Source organism: Bacillus sp. T2.9-1 (genome assembly GCF_950097965.1).
Taxonomy (GTDB): Bacteria; Bacillota; Bacilli; order Bacillales; family Cytobacillaceae; genus Niallia; species Niallia hominis.
This window is the reverse complement of sequence record NZ_CATNHG010000088.1, coordinates 40,415-48,305: the sequence shown is the minus strand read 5'-3', so window position 1 is coordinate 48,305 and position 7,891 is coordinate 40,415. Positions and strand designations below refer to the sequence as shown.

10 protein-coding genes and 1 pseudogene are annotated in these 7,891 nt (G+C 38.5%); 7 read left to right on the top strand and 4 right to left on the bottom strand.

Annotated elements, in window-relative coordinates; all coding sequences use genetic code 11:
- Nucleotides 1-71 (top strand): annotated as a pseudogene (locus QQZ16_RS23245) (IS200/IS605 family transposase); the annotation flags it as partial.
- Between the two features lie 117 nt (nt 72-188).
- Here the strand turns inward: QQZ16_RS23245 and QQZ16_RS11215 are convergent.
- The 4 genes from QQZ16_RS11215 to QQZ16_RS11200 form a co-directional block, all read right to left on the bottom strand.
- Nucleotides 189-491: a hypothetical protein gene (locus QQZ16_RS11215; RefSeq protein WP_031536502.1), complete on the bottom strand. Its 303-nt coding sequence runs from the start codon at nt 489-491 to the stop codon at nt 189-191.
- Nucleotides 492-743: 252 nt separating this feature from the next.
- Nucleotides 744-2,876 (bottom strand): heavy metal translocating P-type ATPase, encoded by a 2,133-nt coding sequence (locus QQZ16_RS11210; RefSeq protein ID WP_031536501.1) that lies wholly within the window; start codon nt 2,874-2,876, stop codon nt 744-746.
- Entirely contained in the window at nt 2,869-3,237 is a 369-nt protein-coding gene (gene cadC / locus QQZ16_RS11205; RefSeq protein ID WP_031536500.1) for a Cd(II)-sensing metalloregulatory transcriptional repressor CadC, read from the bottom strand. The genes QQZ16_RS11210 and cadC overlap by 8 nt, the downstream gene beginning before the upstream one ends.
- A 529-nt stretch (nt 3,238-3,766) precedes the next feature.
- A complete protein-coding gene (locus tag QQZ16_RS11200) occupies nt 3,767-4,330 on the bottom strand; it encodes a recombinase family protein (RefSeq protein ID WP_031536499.1) in 564 nt (187 codons plus the stop codon).
- Between the two features lie 351 nt (nt 4,331-4,681).
- Here QQZ16_RS11200 and QQZ16_RS11195 point away from each other — a divergent pair, with 351 nt between their 5' ends.
- The 6 genes from QQZ16_RS11195 to QQZ16_RS11170 all read left to right on the top strand — a co-directional run bounded on the left by QQZ16_RS11195 (nt 4,682) and on the right by QQZ16_RS11170 (nt 7,857).
- Nucleotides 4,682-5,134 carry a hypothetical protein gene (locus tag QQZ16_RS11195; protein WP_031536498.1) on the top strand — a complete coding sequence of 151 codons (453 nt, stop codon included), beginning with the start codon at nt 4,682-4,684 and terminating at the stop codon, nt 5,132-5,134.
- A 746-nt stretch (nt 5,135-5,880) separates the two neighbouring features.
- A complete protein-coding gene (locus tag QQZ16_RS11190; RefSeq protein WP_031536497.1) occupies nt 5,881-6,111 on the top strand; it encodes a helix-turn-helix transcriptional regulator in 231 nt (76 codons plus the stop codon).
- A 248-nt stretch (nt 6,112-6,359) separates the two neighbouring features.
- A complete protein-coding gene (locus QQZ16_RS11185; protein ID WP_031536496.1) occupies nt 6,360-6,587 on the top strand; it encodes a helix-turn-helix domain-containing protein in 228 nt (75 codons plus the stop codon).
- Between the two features lie 108 nt (nt 6,588-6,695).
- Nucleotides 6,696-7,235, top strand: coding sequence for a hypothetical protein (locus QQZ16_RS11180; RefSeq protein ID WP_152910815.1), 540 nt, complete (start codon nt 6,696-6,698; stop codon nt 7,233-7,235).
- A complete protein-coding gene (locus tag QQZ16_RS11175; protein ID WP_031536494.1) occupies nt 7,232-7,468 on the top strand; it encodes a hypothetical protein in 237 nt (78 codons plus the stop codon). The genes QQZ16_RS11180 and QQZ16_RS11175 overlap by 4 nt, the downstream gene beginning before the upstream one ends.
- Nucleotides 7,465-7,857 (top strand): hypothetical protein, encoded by a 393-nt coding sequence (locus QQZ16_RS11170; RefSeq protein ID WP_031536493.1) that lies wholly within the window; start codon nt 7,465-7,467, stop codon nt 7,855-7,857. Before QQZ16_RS11175 ends, QQZ16_RS11170 begins: the two co-directional genes overlap by 4 nt.
- Nucleotides 7,858-7,891 lie beyond the last annotated feature (34 nt).

Sequence of the window (7,891 nt, the reverse complement as noted above, 5' to 3'; positions counted from 1 at the left end):
ATTATATGGCTGATCAGCTAACGTTGTTCGAAGAATTCGATCCGTTCACGGGTGAGAAAAATCGGAAGTAAATAAAGAAATTCTTTAGAATTGGTGAGTGAATGTGGTGCAGAAGGGAAACCTTTTCAGTGGGCCTTTAAGGCCGAGGCCGGTAAGAGAGGCTTTTAGCCGCAGAGCAAACCACCAGTTCACACTGGTGGTTTTGATTCCCGATAGTTTAACAATGATTGAATAATTTCTTCGTTTGGAAGTTGTTTAGCTGCCAAATCGTCAAGAAACTTCGTTGAATCGCTTGCGGGATCGCTTGCTTCGTCCTTCGGGAATTGTAATTTCGATAATATTGTAAATGCGTTGTATTGATGAACACGGTCAAGGGGTGTTCCTTCTTCGTAATAGATAGACGCCAGGTCAACGGAATCCCCTTCCGTGATAATCTTCTTATGTGCTTCGATCGAAACAACAAGAAGACGGTCTTTCAAGTATTGCTTCAAAGTAATTCACCGCCTGAATAAAATTCTTGCGTATATTATAGCAAATTTGACGATAAGCGTCACAAACCGCCGCTTTGACGCCAACTTTTACAACTTAGAAACTTTTTGTTTTTGTTTATCATGGTAATTCCCAAACTAAGGCGGAAACATTAAGCCCTACCGAATTACTCGCCTACAGCATCAGTTAGTTAAATTAGGTATTCAATATTATTAAAAAAAGCCAGGGAAACCCTGGCTAATGAAACCTAATTTTTACTCTTTTACCTTTAATAATCGTAAGCTATTTAATGTCACAAGAAGTGTTGCACCCATATCAGCAAAAATCGCTATCCATAAGGTTAACCATCCAGGCATGACTAAAAGTAATGCCACTAATTTAATCGCTAAAGAGAAGGTAATGTTTTGCTTGATGATTGCCAAAGCCTTACGGCTCAATTTAATCGTATATGGCAATTTACTTAAATCATCGGACATTAACGCAATATCGGCTGTTTCTAATGCTGTATCCGTTCCAGCGCCACCCATTGCTACACCAACTGTGGAAGCTGCAAGTGCTGGAGCATCGTTCACGCCATCACCAACCATCGCTACACTTTGATGTTTAGCACGAAGTTCTTTAATGAAATTCAACTTATCTTCTGGAAGTAAATCGGCTTTAATATCCGAAACACCAACTTGTTTTCCAATTGCCTCGGCAGTCCGTTGGTTATCACCTGTTAGCATCACTGTTTCGATTCCCATATTGTTCAACTTTCCGATAACTTCTTTGGATGATTCCCTCATTTCATCAGCTACGGCAATGAACAAAAGAATTTCTTTTTCAGTTCCTAACACCATCACAGTTTTCCCTTGGGTTTGCATTTCAGCGATTTTTTCTTTCCTGTCATTTGAAATGCTTCCGTGCAATTCCTCAAAAAGATTCGGACTTCCAACATAGTACATTTGGTTGTTTACTTTAGCTTTAACGCCCTTACCAGTAATAGATTGGAAATCATCGACTGATACATCATTGAACTTTAATCCCTTTTCCTCTGCTTTTCTCATAATCGCTGAAGCAAGAGGATGCTGGGATCCTTTTTCAATGGCTGCCGTGGTTAACAACAAGTTATTTTGATCTCCACCAAAGATTAAGATGTCGGTCACAGCAGGAATACCTTTTGTTAATGTTCCTGTTTTATCAAAAGCAATAGCTTTAAGGGCTCCCGATTCTTCTAAATGGATACCGCCTTTAATTAAAACGCCATTTTTCGCAGCATTTCCAATGGCAGTAACAACAGCAACAGGAGTTGAAACAACCAAGGCACACGGACAACCAACCACTAACACGGCTAACCCTTCATAAATCCATTTGCTCCAATCCCCTCCAAAAAATAAAGGAGGTACCACAACAATTAAAAGAGCTAGGATAACAATTGCTGGTGTATAGTATTTCGCAAATTTATCTACAAACGCTTGAGAAGGTGCTCTTTCTGCTTGAGCTTCTTCGACTAAATGAATAATTTTCGAGATTGTGGTATCTTCGACTCGTTTTGTTACTTTAACTTCAAGTAACCCTTCTTCATTCAAGGTTCCTGCAAACACTTCATCATCAATGTTTTTTGTTACTGGAACACTTTCACCAGTAATAGCAGCCTGATTTAGCGTAGAAGTGCCTTTAATGACCAATCCATCCATCGCTAACTTTTGACCAGGCTTAACAATCATAATATCGCCAATTTGAATATCTTCAACGTGGACGACCATTTCTTCATTACCACGACGAATTAACGCTTCTTTTGGAGCAATATCCATCAACGATTCAATGGATTGACGAGCTTTATCCATAGAATAACGCTCTAAAGCTTCACTGACAGCAAACAGTATAACAACGGTTGCCCCTTCGCCCCATTCACCAATGATTGCAGCTCCTATAATGGCGATCGTCATTAACGTATTCATATCGAACTTTAACCGGCTTAGATTTTTAAGACCTTTAATAAACAGTGAATATCCGCCAATTAAGATGGACGCTGCATAACCAATCGTTGGAATAATATGTTCTTCTCCTAATTGCTTACCTAAAAACCAGCTAATCACAAGCAAAACGGCTGAAATATATACCTTAATATTTTCTTTTTGCTTCCAGAACGGTTCTCGCTCAACTCTTTGTTCTTTTTCGTCCCTGATCTTTAAATTTTCAAATGCTCCTGCTTTTTCTAATTCTTCAATTGTTGTCGTACCTTTAACATAAACTTTAGATGCTCCGAAGTTAACTTTCGCATCCTGAACACCTGGCAATTCTTTAACATTATTTTCAAAAATAGCCGCACAGTTCGTACAAGTAAATCCTTGAACACGATAAGCTTTCATTTCTTGTTCAGATAGTTTTGCTTGTTGTTCAGACATTGACCTTCACCTCTTTCTTATGTGCTAATGCAATCATCATAATCTGTCTGATGTGTTCATCATCTAACGAATAAAACGCGAGTTTTCCTTCTTTTCTAAACTTCACAACACCTTGTTTATGAAGAGTTCGCAAGTGATGGGATGCATTTGCAACTGTAACACCTACAATATTTGCTATATCACATACACATAACTCTTCATCTTGACATAAAGCATAGGTAATTTTTGCTCTATTTTCGTCAGCGATTGCTTTTAACATTTGGGCAACACTAACAATATCAATTGTTTGTAAATCCCCTTGTATTCGATTGACCTTTTCTTCGTCATAACAATAAATCTCACAAGTATCCTTCTTCTTCATTTTCTCACCTCATTCTCATTCAAATATTTACTTGAATGTATTATAACCCTTTTCTCAACTAATATTCAAGTGGTTACTTGAATGAATTAAATAAAGAATTGGAATCGCAATTCATTTAATTAAAGGAGAAAAACAATAACAGCAAATTAACCGAGTTAAACAAATGTATGGAGGGGGTTCATCGTGTAGCGTCCTTTTTTGGCGCTGCATTCCCTTCGAATGACGTTTAATAATAACAATCAAGTTTCGAATAGCTATCAAAGGGAAAAAAATATGCGGAAGGGGGCTCGTTTTTGGCGTTGTGGGCTTCGTTTTAGCTTCGAAGGGTTAGAAATAGGGGAACGTTCGAATTCGCTGAAATCGGCAGAATAACGCCGGAATTAACACTTCAAAAACCCGCTGGAAGCCCTTTTTACGTCCCAAAGCGTCCGAAAAATTCAACAAGCTAAACACGAACATTCCCAGCAACGACAAGGATTCGAAGGGCATGGCGATTTTATTCGATAAGACACACAAAAAAGACGACGATTTATTTCGCCGCCTTTACTTTATTCTTCGCCCTTATTAACGTTGATTTCGATATTCCCGTGGTTTCGCTAACTTCCTTGTATGAATGCCCTTCGTCCAACAATAAAAGGGCATGTTCGATTTGTTTCTTCGTGAATTTCTTCGGTCTTCCTTCTCGAAAGTCTTCCCGCTGCTTCGCTATTGCTTTGCCTTCTTGCGTCCTTGTTACAATCATATCCCTTTCGAATTCGGCGAATGAACTCATAACGTTGAAGATTAATCGTCCCGTTGGCGTATCTTCGACAATTCCCATATTCAAAACGTGTACCTTTACGCCACGATCGAATAGTTCTTTGATTGTTGTCATTGCGTCGATTGCCGACCTTGCAAAGCGGTCTAATTTCGTAATAACAAGCGTGTCACCTTGCGATAATACTTCAAGTAAAGATTCGAATTCTGGACGCTTCTTCGTTGTTCCCGTAAATTTCTCTTTATATATTTTGTCGCAACCTTCCGCTTCCAACGCTTGAAGTTGTGCTTCCAAGTCTTGGGCGATTGTTGAAACTCTTGCATATCCGTACTTCATTACAATTCCCCCTATTACTTTTGATACTAAGTTATGACACCGTTGGATACCTTAATTTTATTACGTTGTTAAATCGGTGTCAATACTTATAAGATATGAAACCATTTAGGTAGCTACAAAGCCCTATTAAATGAAGAACAATAAATAATATTTGCGTGTAAAAGTTCGGAAATATTCAACCCCTACCACCGCCCCACTACCCCCTTTTTTCAACGGAAGAAGGCGTTCAGAAAATATACGCAATAATTTCGAAAAGTACGGGCAGCAAACGGACAAGAAATGACACGCTTTTCACTGTTTGATAGAATCGAAATAGATAGATACATAATTTTACATAAGGGGGAATTCGATTTGCCTACGTGGATTCAATGGGTTAGTTTTGCGTTATCGGTTGTCGGTTCTATCTCGGGAATTTACGCTTTGATCCTCAACCATCAAAGAACTACAATCACAAAACGCAAAGAAAAGGAACGGCTTGAAGCAAAAAAGAAAGCGAAATTCTCGATTGAGCGAACCAAAGAAATGGGTTCAAAACGAATGCAAGACAAATTTATCATTCGTAATATTGGCGAAGCAGAAGCAAGGAACGTCAAAGTAGAATTTTACAATTACGATAGGAAAGGCGACGGTTCTAAACGATTAGTTACCCCACTTATGGACGTTATTCCTTCGACTATAAACGCAGGTCACACAATTAAAACTGTAATGATTATCGCTGGAAATACCGCACCGCCTTGGGAAGTCGTTATTACTTGGGACGACGATTTTAAAGAAGGAAATGTTATCGAAATTACTTTAAATTGACGACAAAAATTTGTTATAATATTGCCAACATCTTCAAGCAATCGTTCACCCCTAGCGGAAGAACGAAACCCGTCCTAAATTCTAACCTATGGGGCGGGTATTTTTTTTTGTTTATGAAGTTGAACATTGTCCCCGTATCGTTACAAACGTAGGTAGTGACAAAATTGTCATGACGTCACAAGCGGGGCGGACGGGTGCTGCCTATGCTTAAAATCGTCAAACAGTCGTTCAATATATTACAAAAATGTTACAAGTGTTACTTAAATGTTAAAATTTTGTGAACGACCTTGTTAACGATTCCGGCAGCTATATTAATTATTGAATAACGCTATAACGTTAGTATTACGTTAAGATTCAACGAATCTTCGATAACAATACTTCGAATCAAGTAAAAAGTCTTCATTCGTAACAATTAACATTGTTACTCATGAAGTCTTGCAAGCATAGCTTGCTTGGCTTTGGAACAAAGTGACAAAGACAATTAATAATAACGACAAAGATATTCGAGTTATAAAACGTTATATACGTTTATATCGCCAAGATTAACGATAATAACGAATTCATATTGTCGTATTAAATTACGAATAAGGCGATAAGACCAACGTTTCATATTAACATTCATTTTCGAATGATTCCCCTATATTGCGGCAACTTTGTTGATTTGCCGTTCTTATATTCCCGTCTTATTGGCGGGATTATTTTTTTGTCGTTTAAGTAGCAAATTTCTAGCGTTCGGGGGTGCGGTTATGGACGGTTATTTCGTTAGAATCTTACGGGTCAATCTTGGAATTAATCAAGAGGAATTCGGAATGGAAGTCGGCGTTTCACGTCAAGCAATATCCGCAATCGAATCGGGCAAATTGGCGATTTCAAAGCGATTGGAACAAAGGATTCTTTATCGCTTTAACATAACTGACGAAGAACTTCGGGCAATTGAAACCTTGAAACGGATACTTCACGGCATTGAAAAAAAATAAAAATTTTTTCAAAAAGATACTTGTCGGGAAGGCGTTTTGTTTACTTGTATTACAGGAAGGTTTGCCAGTCGCCTTTCTTGTTGCGTTAGTTGGGCTGGAAACACCTCTTTTGTAGTTTAACTAAGACGGGCTTTTCGTGTTGCATACGTTCAACTTCTTTAATTGGGACGCTGGAATAGCGTCTTTTATTTTTTGGTCTTTCAAGTTTACTAATATAACAATCACAATTTTATAGTGGGGGTCAATTCATGAGAAGCGATTTTCAACTTTACGGTAAAGCGTTAAAGATGATTCGTCTATCCAAAAACCTCAAGGCGGTCGAAGTTGCGAAAAATTTGAACGTCACAAAGCAATATATTTCAAACTGCGAAACTGGAAGGCGAAAACTTTCGGCAACAAAAACGAAGCAATTCCTTGAACTTGTTGGAATAAGCGAAGAACAGGCAAAGGCATTTGTTCAAATTATTGAAAATTAAACACATTGGGGGAATCGAAAAATGATACTATTTGAAAATGAGAAATTAACGAAGGTCAATGAACGTATCAAGGAACTTGAAGATAAGAAGGCAGCCGTTCAAAGCGAAATGAATGAGATCCTTGAAGCAATCGAAAAAACTATTGAATCATATGCACTCGGGGATGTTGACGAACAAGACGTTGAAAAAGCAAAGGAACTTCTTGAAGCGAAGAAAAATGAAATCAAGGAAATTGACGAACTAATCCAGCGGGTGAAAGCCGTTCGTAAATCTGTTGTTATGGATTCCGTTCCGTTGGTTCGTGAATGGCGACAAAAACAGGTCGAAACGGTTCAAGCCGAAGTAAATAAAGCGGTTCAAGAGGCGTTAAAAGCCCGTGAAATTTACGTCAAGTCATTAGCGAAGATTGGGCAAGCAGCGAAGAAAATAGACACAGCAAATGACGATTATAACGCTATAATGCGAGAACTTGGCGAAAGGGAAATACAAGGCGGCGTAAATATTCCGTCAATCTATCCCGAACAAATCATGATTGGATTGTACGGTTCAACAATCGAAGAATCAACGGCAATTGGTTTGTCGAAGGAAACGCAAGAAGCCGCAGTAAAGAAAGGAATCTTACCGTATTGGGTAGGTGATTCGAATTGATTAAAGGAAAAATGACGGCTTTTGAATACTTCGTGAAACAATTGGATTATCAAGTCAAAACGTTAGAAAAAATTCTTTCAATGAAAGGCGAAGGGAAATCCGCCGAAGAAATTTCCGAGTTTGTCGGCGTGACCCCTTCCGAAGTAAACAAAGCACGTCCGAAGCACCTTGAAATTGCATTGGAAAACCTAAACCGATATAAAAAACGAAATAACGGGGGTTATAAACTATGAAACTAAACGAATTTGACAATTTACGTTATGAAAAAGCCAAACGGCAGCCGCTTGACGATATTATTGACGGCTATAACAAGCGAAATCCTATTAAAGAAGAAACGCCTACCGACTCGGTCGAATATTTGCGGGAACAATATCGAAAAGACCCGTCTTCCTTGAATGGAATTCAACTTTTAATGTTAGGAATGGCGGAATTAAAGCGTAAAGAAGACGCCAAGCAAAAAGAACGTCAAAAGGCGGTCAATGACTATATGAAGCCTTATCATGAAGCGAAAAAGGAACAAGAAGAATATATTTCTACTCATAGCGAAGATTTCAAGCTGTTAGCGAAGCAAATGGCGGAACTACAAGCGGAATTTCAGCGGTTGAACGGCGGTGACAATTAAAAATGATTGTCGCCGTCTTTGTTTGTTACGCCTA

Coding starts and splice junctions, on each gene's coding strand:
- QQZ16_RS11170 (WP_031536493.1), top strand. CDS start 7,465: ATGAAACTAAACGAATTTGACAATTTACGTTATGAAAAAGCCAAACGG.
- QQZ16_RS11200 (WP_031536499.1), bottom strand. CDS start 4,330: ATGAAGTACGGATATGCAAGAGTTTCAACAATCGCCCAAGACTTGGAA.
- cadC (WP_031536500.1), bottom strand. CDS start 3,237: ATGAAGAAGAAGGATACTTGTGAGATTTATTGTTATGACGAAGAAAAG.
- QQZ16_RS11185 (WP_031536496.1), top strand. CDS start 6,360: ATGAGAAGCGATTTTCAACTTTACGGTAAAGCGTTAAAGATGATTCGT.
- QQZ16_RS11180 (WP_152910815.1), top strand. CDS start 6,696: ATGAATGAGATCCTTGAAGCAATCGAAAAAACTATTGAATCATATGCA.
- QQZ16_RS11190 (WP_031536497.1), top strand. CDS start 5,881: ATGGACGGTTATTTCGTTAGAATCTTACGGGTCAATCTTGGAATTAAT.
- QQZ16_RS11210 (WP_031536501.1), bottom strand. CDS start 2,876: ATGTCTGAACAACAAGCAAAACTATCTGAACAAGAAATGAAAGCTTAT.